The 16,525-nt window shown below is 70.7% G+C and carries 12 protein-coding genes and 1 tRNA gene; 6 read left to right on the top strand and 7 right to left on the bottom strand.

What is annotated here, in order from left to right; translation table 11 throughout:
* On the top strand, positions 1–112 hold a 112-nt coding region (locus ABNX41_RS01590; RefSeq protein ID WP_438667969.1), incomplete at its 5' end, for an IS3 family transposase.
* 120 nt (positions 113–232) lie between these two features.
* Here the strand turns inward: ABNX41_RS01590 and ABNX41_RS01585 are convergent.
* Positions 233–631, bottom strand: coding sequence for a GtrA family protein (locus tag ABNX41_RS01585; protein ID WP_438667957.1), 399 nt, complete (start codon positions 629–631; stop codon positions 233–235).
* The gene (locus ABNX41_RS01580; RefSeq protein ID WP_438667956.1) at positions 628–2,766 is read right to left on the bottom strand and encodes a hypothetical protein; all 2,139 of its coding nucleotides are present in this window, start codon (positions 2,764–2,766) and stop codon (positions 628–630) included. The genes ABNX41_RS01585 and ABNX41_RS01580 overlap by 4 nt, the downstream gene beginning before the upstream one ends.
* Positions 2,767–3,148: 382 nt before the next feature.
* On the opposite strand from ABNX41_RS01580, the gene ABNX41_RS01575 reads away from it, so the two are divergent.
* Entirely contained in the window at positions 3,149–4,336 is a 1,188-nt protein-coding gene (locus tag ABNX41_RS01575) for a glycosyltransferase family 2 protein (RefSeq protein WP_438667955.1), read from the top strand.
* A 70-nt stretch (positions 4,337–4,406) separates the two neighbouring features.
* Here ABNX41_RS01575 and ABNX41_RS01570 read toward each other — a convergent pair whose 3' ends face one another.
* Positions 4,407–5,690, bottom strand: coding sequence for an NAD(P)/FAD-dependent oxidoreductase (locus tag ABNX41_RS01570; protein WP_438667954.1), 1,284 nt, complete (start codon positions 5,688–5,690; stop codon positions 4,407–4,409).
* 210 nt (positions 5,691–5,900) lie between these two features.
* Here ABNX41_RS01570 and ABNX41_RS01565 point away from each other — a divergent pair, with 210 nt between their 5' ends.
* The 3 genes from ABNX41_RS01565 to amaB all read left to right on the top strand — a co-directional run bounded on the left by ABNX41_RS01565 (position 5,901) and on the right by amaB (position 10,135).
* Positions 5,901–6,797: a LysR substrate-binding domain-containing protein gene (locus tag ABNX41_RS01565; protein ID WP_438667953.1), complete on the top strand. Its 897-nt coding sequence runs from the start codon at positions 5,901–5,903 to the stop codon at positions 6,795–6,797.
* Positions 6,798–6,941: 144 nt separating this feature from the next.
* Positions 6,942–8,345 carry a 2-oxoadipate dioxygenase/decarboxylase HglS gene (gene hglS / locus ABNX41_RS01560; protein ID WP_438667952.1) on the top strand — a complete coding sequence of 468 codons (1,404 nt, stop codon included), beginning with the start codon at positions 6,942–6,944 and terminating at the stop codon, positions 8,343–8,345.
* Between the two features lie 272 nt (positions 8,346–8,617).
* Entirely contained in the window at positions 8,618–10,135 is a 1,518-nt protein-coding gene (amaB, locus tag ABNX41_RS01555; RefSeq protein WP_438667951.1) for an L-piperidine-6-carboxylate dehydrogenase, read from the top strand.
* A 109-nt stretch (positions 10,136–10,244) separates the two neighbouring features.
* On the opposite strand, the gene ABNX41_RS01550 is transcribed toward amaB, so the two are convergent.
* Complete coding sequence (locus tag ABNX41_RS01550; RefSeq protein ID WP_438667950.1) at positions 10,245–11,474, bottom strand: BaiN/RdsA family NAD(P)/FAD-dependent oxidoreductase; 1,230 nt, start codon at positions 11,472–11,474, stop codon at positions 10,245–10,247.
* A gap of 130 nt (positions 11,475–11,604) precedes the next feature.
* Here ABNX41_RS01550 and ABNX41_RS01545 point away from each other — a divergent pair.
* Positions 11,605–11,679 (top strand) — tRNA-Gln (locus ABNX41_RS01545).
* Positions 11,680–11,962: 283 nt separating this feature from the next.
* On the opposite strand, the gene ABNX41_RS01540 is transcribed toward ABNX41_RS01545, so the two are convergent.
* The 3 genes from ABNX41_RS01540 to ABNX41_RS01530 form a co-directional block, all read right to left on the bottom strand.
* Positions 11,963–13,681: a KpsE/RkpR family capsule polysaccharide export protein gene (locus ABNX41_RS01540; RefSeq protein WP_438667949.1), complete on the bottom strand. Its 1,719-nt coding sequence runs from the start codon at positions 13,679–13,681 to the stop codon at positions 11,963–11,965.
* Positions 13,668–14,318, bottom strand: coding sequence for an ABC transporter ATP-binding protein (locus ABNX41_RS01535; protein ID WP_438667948.1), 651 nt, complete (start codon positions 14,316–14,318; stop codon positions 13,668–13,670). The genes ABNX41_RS01540 and ABNX41_RS01535 overlap by 14 nt, the downstream gene beginning before the upstream one ends.
* A 319-nt stretch (positions 14,319–14,637) precedes the next feature.
* The gene (locus ABNX41_RS01530) at positions 14,638–15,852 is read right to left on the bottom strand and encodes a Na+/H+ antiporter NhaA (RefSeq protein ID WP_438667947.1); all 1,215 of its coding nucleotides are present in this window, start codon (positions 15,850–15,852) and stop codon (positions 14,638–14,640) included.
* Positions 15,853–16,525 lie beyond the last annotated feature (673 nt).

Below are 16,525 nucleotides of genomic sequence, written 5' to 3'. Positions count from 1 at the left end.
GTTCGATTATATCGAGATGTGCTATAACCCGAAGCGCAAGCATGCGAGAAATGGGATGCTGTCACCCGCCGAGTTCGAACGGCAGCAGATGATGAGACGCGAAGGCGTCTAAGAAACTCGGTGCTATTCACTCTGTGTGACTTGGAGCCTCGCGAAACCCGTGGCAGGTCGGGCGCCGGGGCGGGACCTGGGATCGGAACCTGGGGGCGGGCGGCGGGGGCAGGGCGCTCTTTCAGGCCGGGCGGACGGGAAAGATCACCAGGCGGTTCACCAGATAGCTGATCACGGCGGCGAGGGCCGAGGCGCACAGGTAGACGGCGGTGTCATGAAGGAAAGCCCCGCGTGCGAACCACAGCGCCGCGAGGGCCGCGATGAGGATCCCGAGCCCCTGGGTCAGCGCATAGAGCGCCACTCCCCCCCGGCGCGGCGCCTCTGCCGTGAAGGTGAACCGGCACTGGAGCCAGAAGGCGGGCGGGATGCACAGGATCCAGACCAGCGCGGCGGTGACGGGCCTTGGCCAGGGCAGGGCGCGGGTCGCCGTCGCGGTCAATAGCGCGCAAACCAGCGCCATCACGCCGCCGACCAGCAAAAAGCGCATGAAACTGCTGCGAAACAGCCGGGTAGGGCTCATGGGCGGTCCCCCGCGTGATCCGCCCGGTCCGGGGAGGGCGCCGGGTCGCCGGGCCCCGGAGGCTCCCGATCCCATGATCCCAGGGTCCCGAGATCCAAAGGACGGAATCCGGCGCTGTCGGCGGCAAACGGCCCGACCGACGCTTGCCCCCGCATCCCGGCGGAATCCGGGCCGGTCGGGGGGCGCGCCGGGCGATCCCCTGTCCAGTCGGGGGGCCAGTCGGCGAAAGGCCAGTCGGCGGGCGCATCCTCGGGCAGAAGCGCGGGCCGGATCCGGTAGATCGCCACATCCGCGCGCGGCGGGCCCAGGGGGACGAGCCAGGCCGGGGGCGCCTCGGCGATCCGTTCGGCCAGGGCCCGGTCGCGCCCGGGCGCATGGCACAGGACCAGGTGGCTGGCATTCGCGCGGCGCAGGGCGTGGACCAGCGCGCGGGGGCTGTCGAAGGCGGTCATGCCGTTGCGGAAGGCATCGTTGCTGCGGTGATAAGGCGCCGAGGTCGCCGAATGCGGCGTATAGGCCAGGATCGCGGTCCCCAGATGCAGCCGCGAGAAGACCACCGCCCCTTCGGGCAGCGCGGCGATTTCGGCCATGGCCTCGGCGCTGCGGCAGGTCATCGCGCCGGTGAAGCGGGGCGGTTCGGGCGCGCCCTCGGCCATCGCGGCGGCCCGGGCGCGCGGGGTTCCGGGCGCGCCGGCCCATTCCAGCAGCGGGGGCACCCACTCCCTGAGCGTGATCGGCATCGCCAGCAGCGCCAGCAGGATCATCGGCGCCCGGCTTCGCGCCGCGCGCGGGATCGCCAGCACCGCCTGCACGAGAAAGCCCGAAAGCAGCGGCAGGACCGGGATGAAGAGGTTCGAGGCCCGGATCTGCGTCATCGCCACGACCAGCCCCCCGGCCAGGACGACAAGCGCGGTGGCGAGGGCGAAGCGGCGGGCCTCGTCAAGGGCGGCCGGGTTGCCTTTCGCAGAGGCGCCGCCTGCCGCCAAGGGCCGGATCGCCAGAAGCGCACCCGCCCCGATCAGCAGGCCGGGCAGGAACGCGCCGACCAGAATCACCGGGAAGCTGACAAGCAATGCGGGCACCGAATGGCCTTCGATGATCTGGCGGTCGATGATCTCGCGCACATCGGGGGCGATCATCGCATAGGGGCCCGCCGCGCAGGGGCCGAGCACCGGCCAGGCCAGCGCGATGCCCGCGCCCGCCAGCCCCAGCACAAGGCCGATCCGCGCCGCCGGAGGACGCAGCCGGTGCTCCAGCCAGACCGGGGCGAGCGTGGCGAGGATGCCGATGGCGCCCAGCGTCAGCACCGGCGGCGCCAGCACGTCGCACCAGGGCGTGGCCCAGCCCCGGACCGGGACCTGACCGGCCATCAGGAGCGGCGCGCCGATCCCGAGGCCGAGGGCGAAGCCCCGCAGCCAGACCCCCGGGGCCGAGGGTCCGGGCCGCTCGGGCAAGGCAAAGGCGTGGCGCAGCGCCGCCATCCCCCAGACCAGCGCCAGGAAGGGCAGCATCTCCAGCCCGACGGCCAGGGACAGGGCGGTCAGCCCGCCCGCCAGCGCTCCGGCCAACAGGGCCCGGGGGCCGAGCGGCCAGACCGCGATGTGAAAGATCGCCAGGGCGCACAGGATCTGGACATTGTGGTGGTCGATCCGGCCCGGGGCGAATTCGTTCTCGAACTGCGGCAGGGTCAGGAAGGTCGCGACCGCGACAAGCGCGGCCAGCCTGCCGAAAAGCCGCCCGGTGCCGAAGGCGATCACGCAGATCGCGACAAGCGCCAGCAGGGCGGGCCAGAAGGTGACGGCGAACATCTCGGCCGCCGCCAGCGGCATCACCGAAGCGGCCGCCAGCATCAGCGCGGCGATCGCGCCGTCGACATAGCGCGACCAGTGCAGCGAGATGCCTTCGGGCGGCAGGATGCGGTATTGCCGGGTGTCGAACCAGCCCTGGCCTTGCAGCCAGTCGCGAACGACGACCAGCCGCATCAGATCGTCATTGTCCGATTGCATCAGCCGCTCGGCGGCATGGGGCAGGGCGAGCGCGGCCTTGAACAGGAACCAGCCGCCCGCCAGCAGGCAGACCAGCCAGAGCGGGGGAAGGGCGGCAAGCAGCCGCGACGGAAGCGGGCGGGCGGACATATCGTTTCCTGAATCGTGCTTTTCACCATGGGGCGACGGGATCCGCTTCGCACGGGAAACGGTCAGCATTGTGGCGCGAAGCCATCGCTTTCGCGGCGCGCCCGGCGTTCGGGTCGCCCCTGCCGGAGCCCCCGGGGGGCAGGGCGCCTTTGGCAGGGGGGCGGCAAGCGGGGATGCGGCAAGGGCGCCCGGGCCGCAGGCTCCCCATGGCCGCACCGTCAGGCGCCTTCCGCAGCAAGGGCCATAGCCCATCAAGCGCCTTTCCCGCTTTTGTCGGCATCATGCCCCATTTCGGGCGCAGTTTCCCGGTCTTTGTCGGGGGCACCCCCTGTTGCGGCCGAGTCCCCCCTTGGCCATCCGAAAGCGCGCCCGAGGTCTGACCATGATCGAACTGACCATCCTGATGCCCTGCCTGAACGAGGCCGAGACCCTGGCCACCTGCATCGAAAAGGCCAAAGGCTTCCTGGCCCGCACCGGGATCGCGGGCGAGGTGGTGATCGCCGACAACGGCTCCACCGACGGCAGCCGCGAGATCGCCGCGGCGCTTGGCGCGCGCGTCGTCGCGGTGCCGATGCGCGGCTACGGCGCGGCGCTGATCGCGGGGATCGAGGCCGCGCGCGGGCGTTTCGTCATCATGGGCGACAGCGACGACAGCTATGACTTCTCGCGCCTCGACGCCTTTGTCGAAAGGCTGCGCGGCGGCGCCGATCTGGTGATGGGCAACCGCTTCAGGGGCGGGATCGCGCCGGGGGCCATGCCGCCCCTGCACCGCTATCTGGGCAATCCGGTGCTCTCGACCATCGGGCGCGTGCTTTATCGCACGCCGATCCGCGACTTTCATTGCGGGTTGCGCGGCTTTTCCCGCGCGGCGATCCGCAGGCTGGGGCTGACCGCGCCGGGCATGGAATACGCCTCCGAGATGGTGATGCGCGCCTCGCTCGCCGGGCTGCGGATCGACGAGGTGCCGACCACGCTTTCGCCCGACGGCCGGTCGCGCCCGCCGCATCTGCAAAGCTGGCGCGACGGCTGGCGGCATCTGAAGCTGCTGCTGACCTTCGCGCCCTTCAGCCTGTTCCTTTACCCGGGGATGGCGCTTCTGGGCCTGGGCCTCGTGCTGTTCGTGCCGCTGATGTTCGGCCCGCTGCGGCTGGGGGCGGTCTCGCTCGATGCCGGGGCGCTGATCTTCTCGGCGGCCTTCATCATGACGGGGTTCCAACTGGTGTGGTTCCATGCGCTGGCGCGGCTGTTTTCGCTGCGCGCGGGCCTCTTGCCCGATTCGCCGCGTTTCGCGCGGCTGCGCGCCCGGCTTTCGGTGGAAAGCGCCTGCCAGACCGGCGCGGCCTTTCTGGCGCTGGCGCTGGCGGCCACGCTGGTCTCGGTCGGTTTCTGGGCCCGGGGCGGGTTCGGCCCGCTGGATCCGGGCGCGATCACCCGGGCGGCCTCGCTGGTGGCGGTGCTTTCGGCCGTGGGCCTGCAATGCGTGACCAATGGCTTTCTCTGGGGGCTGATGAGCCAGAAGAGCCGGGCCGCAGAGGCGCAGGCGCCCTTCGCCCAGCCGGGGCGGGCCTGAGCCGCCCGCAGGGGCGCGCCGCGCGCGTCCCGATGGCATTGCGCGCTCCGTCGCGCCTCGAAAGCGCGCCTCAGAAACGGGCCTCGGACAGGTGGACGATCTGCGCACCGGCCTCGTAGAAGGCCGAGCGCAGGCCGCGCAGCGTGACCGGCGCGGGTCGGCTGAGGGGCAGGGGCAGGTCCTCGGCCCGTGTCTCGCCCGCCAGGAACAGCGCCATGGCGCGGCCAAAGACGGTGCCCGGCGCGATGCCGCGCCCGTTGTAGCCGCAGAAGGCGAAGATGCCCTCGTCCAGCCGGTGAAAGCGCGGCAGGTTGTCCGAGGTCATGCCGATCGCGCCGAACCACTCGCTTTCGAACCCGACCGGGCCGATCTGCGGATAGATCCGGCGCAGCGCCCGTTTCGCCCAGGCCCGATGGATCGCCGTCCCGCTGTTCCTGAGCGCCCCGACCGAGCCGAAGACCAGCCGGTTCCGCGCGTCGTAGCGGAGGGACAGCAGCACCTCCCGCGTGTCCCAGACACCCTGGCGCCCGGGCAGGACCGAGCGTCGCACATCTTCGGGCAGCGGCGGGGTCGCCATGTTGAAATAGGGCAGCACCACCTGCTGGCGGGCGATGTCGCGCATGACGAGCCGGGTATAGGCATCCGTCGCGACGACCACCCGCCGGGCCCGCAACAGGCCGCGCGGCGTGGCGATGCGCCAGCCCTCACCCTCGGGCGCCAGCGCGGTTGCGGGGGTGCGGGTATGGATCGCCGCCCCCGCCCGCATCGCCGCATCGGCAAGGCCGTGCGCATAGGCCAGCGGCTGGATCGTGCCCGCCCGCCGGTCGAGAAGCGCCCCCTCGTAATGGCCGGTGCCGAGCGCCCCGGCCGCCTCGGCCTTGCCCAGAAGCTCCACCGGGGCGCCGCGCGAGCGCCATTGCCGGGCGCGCTCGGTCAGTTCGGCAAAGCCCTTGGCGCCGACACCCGCATGCAGGGTGCCGACCGGGCTGGCCTCGCATTCGATCCGGTGGCGGCGCACCATCTCCCAGACATAGCCCGGCCCGGCGCCCAGGAAATCCAGCAGGCGGTTGCCGTAATCGGGGCCGAGCGTCGCGATCAGATCCTCGGGCATCACCCACATGCCCGCGTTCACGAGGCCGACATTGCGGCCCGCGCCGCCGAAGCCGATCTCGGCCGCCTCGATCACGGTCGCGGCGATGCCGCGCTCGGCCAGATGCAGCGCGGTGGAAAGCCCGGTATAGCCCGCGCCGATGATCGCCACATCGGTCCGCGCCTCGCCCTCAAGTGCCGGGGTGGCGGGCGGGTTCGGGGCGGTCTTTTCCCAAAGCCCGTGCGATCGCGGATCGTTCAGCATTCCGTCTTCCCATCTTCCTTTTGCCCTGCGGCTACCCCCTGCGGCCCATCCCCGGCGGGCCCGCCGCGCCATGGCCGACCGGGCCCGCCGGGGCGGGGCCCATTTCCGGGCACCCGCAACTTTCTCTGGGGCCCACAACCTTTTCTCCGGGAAAGCGGCGCGGTAAGATAACGAACCTTTTTCATGACATCATGCCGGGGGGTAATGCCGATGCGCGCGCCCAGACGTTTCCTGCCCTCGGTCTCGCTGCTGGCGGCCTTCGAGGCGGCGGCCCGCACCGGCTCGATCACCGAGGCGGCGGCCGAACTGTCGCTGACCCAATCGGCGGTGTCGCGGCAGATCAAGGCGCTGGAGGACCAACTCGGCTTCGAGCTTTTCGTGCGCGCCAAGCAGAAGATCCGCCTGACCTTCGGCGGCCAGGTCTATGCCCGTGAGATCCGCGCGGGCCTGGAGCGAATCTCCAGCGCCTCGCTCAACCTCCTGGCCAATCCCTCGGGCGGGACGCTGACGCTGGCGGTGCCGCCGACCTTCGGGGCGCGCTGGCTGACCCGCCGCCTGCCGCGCTTCGTCGAGGCCCATCCCGACGTGATGCTGAACCTGCTGAGCCGCCCGACGCGCTTCGACTTCCGCGAGGATGTGATCGACGCCGCGATCCATTTCGGCGAAGCCGCCTGGGAGGGGGCCGAGGTGCTGCCCCTGCGCGCCGAGACGGTGATCCCGATCTGCGCGCCCGCCCTGGCGCGGCGCTTCGGCTTCGCCACGGCCCGCGACATCCGCCGCGCGCCGCTTCTGCACCTGACCTCGCGCCCCGATGCGTGGGAGCGCTGGCTCTCCCATCACGGCGTCGACGACAGGGGCGTCCACGGCATGCTCTTCGACCAGTTCGCCACGCTTTACGAGGCGGCGGCGGCGGGGCTGGGCGTGGCGCTTCTGCCCGAATTCCTGTTCGCCGACGAATTGCGCGAGGGCCGGGTGATCCGCGCGTTGCCGCTGCCGATGCAAAGCGAGGGCTTCTATCACCTGTGCTGGCCGCGCGAGCGGGCCGACCACCCGGTGCTGGCGCTGTTTCGCGACTGGCTGGTGGCGGAAATGGCCCGCACGCCCTGAAGTCATGCGTCCGGCGGCGGCTTTGGCGCGAAGATCATTCCGATTTCACATGAGATCAGACGGAATGATCGAAAGGCGCGCGGGCGCATCCGTGCTACCAGCGATGCGCCGCACCCGGAACGGCCCGCAGCCAAGGTGAGACCGATGCCCCTTCTGAGCCCCGATGCCATCCGCAGCCGCTTTTCGGCGGCCATGTCGGCGATGTATCGCGACGAGGTGCCCGCCTATGGCGCCTTGCTGGAACTGGTGGCCGAGGTGAACGCGAACCTGCTGGCCCGCGACCCGGCGCTGCGCGCGCGCCTTGCCGCGAGTGACGATCTCGACCGCATCTCGGAAGAGCGCCACGGCGCGATCCGCCTCGGCACCGCGGCCGAGCTTCGGACGATGCGCAGGCTTTTTGCGGTGATGGGCATGTTTCCGGTCGGTTACTACGACCTGTCCGAAGCGGGTGTGCCGGTCCATTCCACCGCCTTCCGCCCGGTGGGCGAGGCGGCGCTGCGGAAGAACCCGTTCCGGGTGTTCACCTCGCTCCTGCGGCTCGACCTGATCCGGGACGCGGGCCTGCGCGAAGAGGCGGCGGCGCTTCTGGCGGCGCGCGACATCTTCACCCCGGGCTGCCGCGCGCTGATCGAAAAGGCCGAGGCCGAGGGCGGCCTTACGGCGGACGAGGCGGAGCGTTTCGTCGCCGAGGCGCTGGAGACCTTCCGCTGGCAGCCGCAGGCCAATGTCGGCCTCGACATGTATCGCCGCCTGCATGACGCGCATCGGCTGATCGCGGATGTGGTCTCGTTCAAGGGGCCGCATATCAACCATCTGACGCCGCGCACGCTGGAGATCGACGCGGTGCAGGCGGGCATGGCCGCGCGCGGCATCGCGCCCAAGGCGGTGGTCGAGGGCCCGCCCGCCCGCAAGGTGGCGATCCTCTTGCGCCAGACCTCGTTCAAGGCGCTGGAAGAGCGGGTGGATTTCCCCGAAGGCGATGGCTGGCGACCGGGTTCGCACACCGCCCGCTTCGGTGAGATCGAGCAGCGCGGCGTGGCGCTGACCCCGAAGGGGCGCGCGCTTTACGACCGGCTGCTGGCCGAGGCCCGGGCGAAATGCCGGCCCGCGGCGGACGGCTCGAATGCCGCCGAATATATGGCGGCGCTGGACGAGGTCTTCGCGGCCTTCCCCGACGATGAGGACAGTCTGCGCCGCGAGGGCCTGGCCTATTTCGCCTGGGCCTTGGCCGAAAAGGCGGCTTTGGCTGAAAAGGGGGCCGAGGCTGGGGAAGCTCCTGCGGCGCTGGATGCCGAAACCCTGCTAGCCCAGGGACTTATCCGTTTCGACCCCGTGGTCTATGAGGATTTCCTGCCGGTCAGCGCCGCCGGGATCTTCCAGTCCAACCTTGGCGACGATGCCGCGCAGGATTTCGCCGCCAGCCCCAGCCAGCAGCGGTTCGAGGCCGATCTGGGCGCGGCGGTGCTGGACGAATTCGCCCATTACGCCGCGATCGTCGAGACCTCGCGCAGCGCCTGCCTTGCCGCGCTCGGCCGGGCGGTGGCATGAGCGTGGCGGCGCCTTCGGCATGGCGGGCCAGCGGATGGGCCGGACCCGCCGGGGCCTCGCGACAAGGGCCGGAGGCGGGGATGCGCGCAGACCGCCCCGGTCGGCTGGCGGCCCCCGGCCTCGGCGCCCGACATGGCATCGGCCGCAAGCGCCTTCGCCGGTCTGAAATCCGCATCTCCGCCGCCTGGCGCCGCCTGGCGCGGGGGCCTCGCACCGCAACATCGCCCGCCGGGACCGGCGCGGCACGCTTCGCCTGACCAGAGGAACCAGACATGTCCCAGACCATCGCCGCCCGCACCAAAGACCTTCTCGACCGCCTCGGCGTGCCTGCCTCGGCCTGGACCGGCGGCCCGCTGGCCAGCTTCACCCCCGTCACCGGCGAGGAGATCGCCCGCCCGCCCGCCGACACCCCCGCCACCGCCGCGGCCGCCATCGCCCGCGCCCGCGCCGCTTCCGAGGCCTGGCGCCTGGTTCCCGCGCCGCGCCGGGGCGAATTGGTGCGCCTTCTGGGCGAGGAATTGCGCGCGGCCAAGGCCGACCTTGGCCAGCTTGTCTCGATCGAGGCGGGCAAGATCCCCTCCGAGGGCCTGGGCGAGGTGCAGGAGATGATCGACATCTGCGATTTCGCCGTCGGCCTGTCGCGCCAGCTTTACGGGCTGACCATCGCCTCGGAGCGCCCCGGACACCGGATGATGGAAAGCTGGCATCCGCTTGGCGTCGTGGGGGTGATCTCGGCCTTCAACTTTCCGGTCGCGGTCTGGTCGTGGAACGCGGCGCTGGCGCTGGTCTGCGGCAATGCGGTGATCTGGAAACCGTCGGAAAAGACCCCGCTGACCGCGCTTGCCTCGCAGGCCGCGCTGGCCCGCGCGCTCGCGCGGTTCGGCGACGCGCCCGAGGGGCTGGCGCAGGTGCTGATCGGCGGGCCGGAGGTGGGCGAGGCGCTGGTCTCCAGCCCCGAGGTGGCGCTGATCTCGGCCACCGGCTCGACCCGGATGGGCCGGATCGTCGGGCCGAAGGTGGCGGCGCGGTTCGGACGCTCGATCCTGGAGCTTGGCGGCAACAATGCCGGGATCGTCTGCCCCTCGGCCGATCTCGACATGGCCCTGCGCGCCATCGCCTTCGGCGCCATGGGCACGGCGGGCCAGCGTTGCACCACGCTGCGGCGGCTGTTCGTCCATGACAGCATCTACGACGCGCTGGTGCCGCGGCTGATCCGGGCCTATGGCGCGGTCACCGTGGGCAATCCGCTGGAAAGCGCGGCGCTGGTCGGCCCGCTGGTCGACCGGCAGGCCTTCGAGGCCATGGAGAAGGCGCTGGAGGGGGCGAAGGCCGCGGGCGGCAAGGTCCACGGCGGCACGCGGGTCGCCATCGGGCCCGACACCGCCTTCTACGCCCGCCCGGCTCTGGTCGAGATGCCCGCGCAGACCGGCCCGATGCTTGAGGAAACCTTCGCGCCGATCCTTTATGTGGTCAGATACCGGGACCTCTCCGAGGCGATCGGGCTGCATAACGCGGTCGGCGCGGGCCTGTCGTCGTCTATCTTCACCCTCGACCTGCGCGAGGCCGAGACCTTCCTCTCCGCCGCCGGATCCGATTGCGGCATCGCCAATGTGAACATCGGCACCTCGGGCGCCGAGATCGGCGGCGCCTTCGGCGGCGAGAAGGAAACCGGCGGCGGGCGTGAAAGCGGCTCGGACGCCTGGAAGGGCTACATGCGGCGCCAGACCAACACGATCAACTACTCGACCCAGCTTCCGCTGGCGCAGGGCGTCGTGTTCGAGATCGAGTGAGGGCGGGGCAGGGCGTCCCAACCGGGGGCGCGGCGGGGGGCTTTGACCCCGCGCCCCCCGACCCGGGCCCCGGGGCGGGAGAGGGCGTCCCCGCCGCCTCGGCACAGCCTCAGGCCACCTGTCCCGCCGCCCAGCCCGAGGACCAGGCCCATTGGAAGTTGTAGCCGCCCAGCCAGCCGGTGATATCGACCAGCTCTCCCACGAAATAAAGCCCGGGCACCGCTTTCGCCTCCATCGTCCGGGCGTCCAGCGCATCGGTCTCCACCCCGCCCAGCGTCACCTCGGCGGTGCGGTAGCCCTCGCTGCCCACCGGCACAAGCCGCCAGTCGCGCAGCGTCGCGGCCAGGGCGTCCAGCCTGGCGGCGGGGGCCTCGGCCAGGGGGCCCCTGGGGCCGAACCGCTCGGCCAGATGCCGCGCCAGCCGCTCGGGCAGGTGGCGCGCCAGAGCGGTGGCGAGTTGCGCGCCCCCCTGCGCCGCCTTGGCCGCGCGCAGAAGCGCCGCCGCATCCTGCCCCGGCAACAGGTCGAGCGTGATCGCCTCGCCCTCGCGCCAATAGCTTGAGATCTGGAGGATCGCGGGCCCCGAAAGGCCGCGATGGGTGAAAAGCGCGGCCTCGTCGAACGCCGCCGGGGCGCCCGGTTTCCCCCGGCCGGGACGGGATCCGGGCGGGCCCGCATCGCCCCTCGCCACCCCGGCGCGCACCGGCAGCGCCACCCCGGCCAGCGGGCGCATCCATTCCAGCTCCTGCTCGGCGAAGGTCAGCGGAACCAGCGCGGGCCGGGTCTCGGTCACGGCAAGGCCGAATCTTTCGGCGATGCGATAGCCAAAGCCGCTCGCCCCCATTTTCGGGATCGACTTGCCGCCGGTCGCGACCACCAGAGCGGCACTTTCCTGCACGCCGCGCGGGGTCTCGACCGTGAAGCCGCGCGGCCCGCGCGCGACCTCGCCCGGCGGGCAGGAGAGCCAGAGCACGACCCCCGCCGCCGCCATCTCCTCCAGCAGCCAGCCGACGACCTGGGTGGCGGGTCCGTCGCAGAACAATTGTCCCAGCGTCTTTTCGTGCCAGGCGATCCCCGCCGCATCCATCCGCGCGACGAAATCCCATTGCGTGAACCGCTTCAGCGCGGAAAGCGCGAAACGCGGGTTGCGGCCCAGATAGGCTTCGGCGCGGATGCCGAGATTGGTGAAATTGCACCGCCCGCCGCCCGAGATTCGGATCTTTTCGCCCGCCTTCGCGGCATGGTCGACGACCAGAACCCGGCGGCCGCGCCGCCCGGCCTCGATCGCGGCGAACATGCCCGCCGCGCCCGCGCCCAGAACGATCACATCCCAGGCCATGACGCCCCCGTTCGGCCCGCCGCTTCCGCCCCCGTTTCCGCCGCCTGCGGAACCCGATCCCGACCCGTCATTTTTTGCACATATCCCCCTTGCAGCCCCCCGACCGCTTCGCTAAACACCGCCGCACGGTTGGGGCGTCGCCAAGTGGTAAGGCAGCGGTTTTTGGTACCGCCATTCCCAGGTTCGAATCCTGGCGCCCCAGCCAAGTCTTTCAGACAGGATCACGCCTTTGCCCGCAAGGGCGAAAACCGGGCCGGAAACGGTTGTGGGGCAAAGGGTTGCGGGATTTCCCTCTTGCGCGGGCGCAAGGGCGGACCTGCCGCCGTTCCGATGCGGAACCGTTCCGGGGCGCAGGGCGGCCGGGGCGCGGGCGATCCGCGCGCCCATTGGCTGACGGCGCCACGACAGGGCCGCTTCCGCCGCCCCCGGCATACCCCTTGCGCGCCGAGACAGCGGGGCGCGCGCGCCGCCCCGCCGTCTCGCGCCCGTCAGGCCGAGACCTGTTCGCGCAGGATCGCCACCGTCATCGAGACCATCAGATAGATGCCCAGCAGGATCAGCATGGTCACCAGCGTATTCTCGAAGGCGCGGGGATAGGTCGGCTCGTCGGGCGGGACGGGCGAGACCGAGGCGGTGAGGTAGCGGGTCTGGCGGTTGGCCTCGACCCGGGCGTTCTCCATCGCCTGAAGGGCCTGGGCCAGGATCATCTGCCGGGTCTCGACATCGGCCTGGGCGACCATCAGCTCGCCCTGGATCCGCGCCAGCGATTCGCCCCCGGCCTCGCCCTCGGTCAGGCGCTTGCGCAGCGCGCCGATCTCGGCCTCAAGCGCGGCGATGCGGCGCTTGATCGGCTCCATCCGGGCGGCATTGGGATTGTCGTTGGCCTCCATCTGCACCAGCGACAGCCTGTCCTGCGTCAACTGGGTCTCAAGCTGGCTGATCTGCTGGGTCAGCAGCGTGACCTCGACATCCGAGGACAGCACCTTGTAGCGTTCCTGCAATTCGACCACGCGCTGCTGCGCCGCGATCACCGCCTGTTCGGCCTCTTCATAGCTGGTGCGGGCGTCGCTCATCGAATTTTCGCGCAGGCGGTGGGTCAACTGGTCGACCTGCTGCTCGGCATAGGCCAGAAGCTGGCGCGACCATTCGGCCGAGACCTGCGGATCGGGGGCCGAGACCTCCATCTTGATGATGCCCTCGGACGGGTCGTAAGAGATCTGCACATAGCGCTGGTAAAGCTTGTAGGCCTGTTCCTGGCTGGCGGGATCGGGCAGGCGCAGGATCGGATCGATCCGCTCGCCCTGGAAGGCGGCGCGGAAGCTCAGGTCGCTTTCCAGCCGCAGCATGGCGTCGCGCGATTGCAGATAGCCCTGCACGGCGATGGAATCGGGCTGGGTCGCCATGGCGGTGCCCTGAAGCAGTCCGCCCGCGCTTTGCGCCGCGGGGGATTCCGCCAGCTTGATCTGGAATTCGGATTTGGTGGCGTAAAGCGGCGTCGCCACCATCGAGAAATACCAGCCCGCGACCAGCGTGGGCAGGAAGACGAAGACGAACATCCGCGCCATCAGCAAGGCCAGCTTGCGCCGCCGCCGCCGGGCGATGTCCTGCTGCATCTTCAGGATTTCGGCGGCATGGTTCACCTCGGCCCGTTTCTCGGTCGAGGGAAGCTGGATCGGCTTGACGGTCTGGGGCAGCTTCACCCCGTCGCCGGGAAGCGGGGTCAGCGCGCGGCCCGGCGGCTCGGCCGAGGGGGGGGCGCCGTCGGCCTTGGTCTCGCCCTCGGGCGCGGCCGAGACCAGATCCAGCATCGAGCCGCGCTGGAACGGGTCCACCCCGGCCTCGCGCAGAAGGCGCACCGCGTCGAAATCCGAGGTGGCGGGCAGGTTGTGGCGGGTGGCGATGCGGCGCGCCGTGCGAAGCTGGCGCCCGGTCAGCCCCTCGCGCCGGATGGATTCGAGGGTTTCCTCGACGCTGGCGGCCACCGAAAGGGGGGCGCCCGCCGCCGGTCGGTCCGTGGTCCTGTCTGTGGCCCTGGCGGCGGTCGGAAACACCTGATCGCCGAAACCGTCGTCGTGATTGTCGAAGGGCAGATCCTCGGCCGCGCCGGAGGGGGCCGCTTTCGGGGCCGCAGCGGGGGCGGGTGCCGGGGGGCGCGCGCCCAAGGCCTGCGGGCGGGTGTGGAAGCGGATGGCGTCAAGCATAGTCATAAAGGCGCTTGGCCTCCTCAAGCGTGTCGAACATGTAAAGCTGCCCGTTCTTCAGCACCGCGGCCTGACGGCAGAACTTCTCAAGCGTCTGCGCCGAATGCGAGACGATGACAACCGTCGAATTGCGCAGCCTTTCGCGCAGGATGCCTCCGGCCTTGCGGTTGAATTCCACATCCCCCGTCGAGGGCATGCCCTCGTCGATCAGGTAAATGTCGAATTCGATCGCCAGCATCAGCGCGAAGGTGAAGCGCGATTTCATCCCCGCCGAATAGGTGGCGACCGGCATCTCGAAATATTCGCCCAGATTGCACAGCCAGCGGCAGAAGCTTTCGACGTAATCGGGGTCGAGCTGGTAGAGCCGGGCGATGTAGCGGCTGTTCTCATGCGCCGAGAGCCTGCCCGAGACCCCGCCCATGAAGCCCAGCGGGAAGGACACGCGCGAGGTCTTGATGATCGTGCCCTCGTCGGGTTTCTCCAGCCCCGCCATCATGTTGATGACCGTGGTCTTGCCCGCGCCATTGGGCGCGAGGATCCCCAGCGAGCGGCCCGGTTCCACCCGGAACGAGGCGCGGTCGAGGATCACCTTGCGGCGCTTGCCGGTCCAGTAGGATTTCGAAACATTGTCGAACTCGATCATTCTGCCCACCCGACCGGGGTCCGGTCGCCTACCTGGCCGGGGCGCCGCCCGGTTGCGCAACGGGAGCTTTCCGGCCTTGTTCTTCGGCCCCGATTTCAGGCCCTGATTATTGACCCCGATCCTGGCGCCTGCCGGGACGTCGGTCGGGGCTTTCGGATCAGCCTCATCCCCGGGCCTGTCCGGCGCCGGGCCTTGTCGTTCCTGTTCCGGCCGCCCGGTTTGCGGATCCGGCCGCCGCCCGTCGTTCTGCGCCGGGAATACGGCTTCATTATGTCTATGCAAACCCCGCCATTTCAAGCGGTGCGCGGGCGGAAAAGCTTCAAACTTTCAGGATCCGGGCCAGAAGCAGCGCCGCCGGGCCGGCCAGCAGGCTCAGCACCAGCCCGGCCCGCGCCGCCTCGGCCATGGCGCCGCCGGGCAGGGCGGCGCCGATCGCCACAGCGGGCACGGAAAAGCCGATCGCCATCAGGGGCGCGATCACCGCCAGATGGCGCCAGCCCACCCGGCGCGGCAGGCGGTTGCCGAAAAGCGAGATCAGCACCAGCGCCGCCAGCGCAAGCCCCAGCGGCCGCCCGATCCACAAAGCGCCCAGGGTCACCGCCGTCGTCGGCGCGAAGGCCAGCAGGTCGACCCCGCCGCGGATCAGCCCGAACAGGAACAGGATCGCGGTCAAGGGCCACATAATCGCCCGGGTCAGCCGGTTCAGCGGATCGTTGAGCAGGCCCTCGGCCTCGGCGAAAAGGCCGAAGCTGCGCTCGGCGCGGGCGATGGCGGGGATGATCGGCAACAGCCCGAGGCTCGCGGGCATGCCCGAGGCGGCGGTGCCGAACCACGACACCGCCCCCGCGAGCAGATAGGGCCAGAGCCTCTGGCCGCGCAGCCGCCTGCGCTCGGTCGCATCAACCGAGGGGCGGCGGCCGAAGAGGCGGCCGACCACCACCGCCGCCAGCAGCGGCAGCGCCAGCCAGACCAGCCGCACCGACAGGTTCGGATTGGACAGGCCCAGCACCAGAAGCGCCAGGATGTCGGTCGAGATCGCCATCAGGATCGTCAGATGCAGCGCCGGATGGCCGCGCCCGAAGGCCATGCGGGCGAAAAGATAGATCAGCACCGTGTCGGACCCCAGGGGCACCGTCCAGCCGCCGCCCGGCACAGCCTCTTCCGCCGTCTCGATCAGCGCCGAAAGCGTCAGCCAGGCCGCGGCGGCGCCGATCATGCCGCCGATCGACAGCCCCAGCGGCAGGCCCGCGCGCCGCCCCGAGAGGCTGCCGCGCTCCAGCACCAGGGCCTCCCACAACTCCTTGCCGATGAAGAAGAAGAACAGCGCCATCAGCATGTCGGTGACGACCATGAAGGGCGTCAGAGTGACCGTCCCGGCCCAGATCCAGTCGGGCAGGTTCGGATCGGCGATGCGCCATTCGATGAAGTCGTAATAGCCCGCAGGCCACAGATTGGCCCAGAGCGTGGCAAGGCCGATCCCGCAAAGAAGGGCCAGCGCGAAGCGGCGAAGGAAGGGAGAAATGCGATACATCATGCGACTGGCGGGCAACGGGGGACGGAGGACAGGGGAAGGCGGGACAGGGGGTGGGACGCAGTTCGGAGCAACCGGCGGGAAGGGATCGCCCCGGCGCGGCGGGTTTCGGCGGGCAGGGGCTTGGTCTTGGCCCGGATCGGCCGGGTCGGCTGGGGGCCGGAAGACCGGCCGGGACATCGGGACGGGGCGGGCGGGACCGGCCACGGGGCAGGCGGCGAGGAGAGAGCGGCGGCAGATTCAGCCGGTCCAGTATCGCCGCGGCCGTCTGCGGGCAATCGGGGCGCGGCCCCGGCCGAGGGAAAACGGCGAAGTGTTGCCCAAGGGCCCCGCAGCCTGTGCCACAAAAAGCGCAAAAGGCGCGGCGAGAATGCGGGGAGGGCGGAACGGGGAAGGCGGAACGGGCGGGAGAACCCCGAGGCCGGAACCTTGGCCGAGACCCCGCGGTCGACAGCCGGGATACGAAACCCAGGAGATAAGGAAACGGAGATAAGGAAACAGGGATGCGGAGGCGCATCCGCTTTCCCGGGGACGGACGCCCGGGACCGCAGGCAAGCGGCGCTGGTCTGCCGCCGCCGCTTCGCGCGCGGGACAGGGCAGGACAGGGCGCCGCCATGTGACGGCGGAGCGGCGGATGCCGGCCCTCGGCGCCTCCGCGATCAACGGGCATCCGGGG

This window comes from Pseudogemmobacter sonorensis, assembly GCF_042762395.1.
Classification (GTDB): Bacteria; Pseudomonadota; Alphaproteobacteria; order Rhodobacterales; family Rhodobacteraceae; genus Pseudogemmobacter; species Pseudogemmobacter sonorensis.
Note: the sequence above shows the minus strand (reverse complement) of the source record. Positions and strands in the feature narration are given on the sequence as shown.